1 protein-coding gene is annotated in these 1,190 nt (G+C 60.8%); it reads right to left on the bottom strand.

Annotation, left to right across the window (positions count from 1 at the left end; all coding sequences use genetic code 11):
* A partial coding sequence (gene tuf / locus CDE01S_RS17950; protein WP_084382993.1) for an elongation factor Tu occupies positions 1-1,190 on the bottom strand: 1,190 nt, incomplete at its 5' end.

A 1,190-nucleotide genomic window follows, 5' to 3' on the forward strand; every position in this document is an offset into this window, starting at 1 on the left:
TTACGCAATGATCTTGGCAACCACGCCGGCACCCACGGTACGGCCACCTTCGCGGATAGCGAAGCGCAGACCTTCTTCCATGGCGATCGGAGCGATCAGCTTGACGGTGATCGACACATTGTCGCCAGGCATCACCATTTCCTTGCCTTCGGGCAGCTCGATGGCGCCGGTCACGTCCGTGGTACGGAAGTAGAACTGCGGGCGGTAGTTGTTGAAGAACGGGGTGTGACGGCCGCCTTCGTCCTTGCTCAGCACGTACACTTCGCCAGTGAAGTGGGTGTGCGGCTTGATGGAGCCGGGCTTGCACAGCACTTGGCCGCGCTCGACTTCTTCACGCTTGGTGCCGCGCAGCAGGATACCGACGTTGTCGCCAGCCTGGCCTTGGTCCAGCAGCTTGCGGAACATTTCCACGCCGGTGCAGGTGGTCTTCAGGGTGTCCTTGATACCGACGATTTCGATTTCTTCGCCGACCTTGATGATGCCGCGCTCGATACGGCCGGTCACCACGGTGCCGCGACCGGAGATGGAGAACACGTCTTCCACGGGCATCAGGAAGGCGCCGTCGATGGCGCGCTCAGGCGTGGGGATGTAGCTGTCCAGCGCATCGGCCAGGCGCATGATGGCTTGTTCGCCCAGATCGCCGGTGTCGCCTTCGAGGGCCAGCTTGGCCGAGCCTTTGATGATGGGGGTGTCGTCGCCAGGGAAGTCGTACTTGGAGAGCAGCTCGCGCACTTCCATTTCAACGAGTTCGAGCAGTTCAGCGTCGTCGACCATGTCGCACTTGTTCAGAAAGACGATGATGTAGGGAACACCCACCTGACGGGCCAGCAGGATGTGCTCGCGGGTCTGGGGCATCGGGCCGTCAGCAGCAGAGCACACCAGGATGGCGCCGTCCATCTGGGCAGCACCGGTAATCATGTTCTTGACGTAGTCGGCGTGGCCGGGGCAGTCAACGTGGGCGTAGTGGCGGTTGGCCGTTTCGTATTCGACGTGCGCGGTGTTGATGGTAATGCCGCGGGCTTTTTCTTCCGGAGCAGCATCAATCTGGTCGTAAGCCTTGGCTTCACCACCAAACTTCTTGGACAGCACGGTCGCAATGGCCGCCGTCAGGGTCGTCTTGCCATGGTCCACGTGGCCAATGGTGCCGACGTTGACGTGCGGCTTGGTACGTTCAAATTTCTCTTTTGCCA

The sequence above is a fragment of the Curvibacter delicatus NBRC 14919 genome, from assembly GCF_001592265.1.
GTDB lineage: Bacteria > Pseudomonadota > Gammaproteobacteria > Burkholderiales > Burkholderiaceae_C > Hylemonella > Hylemonella delicata.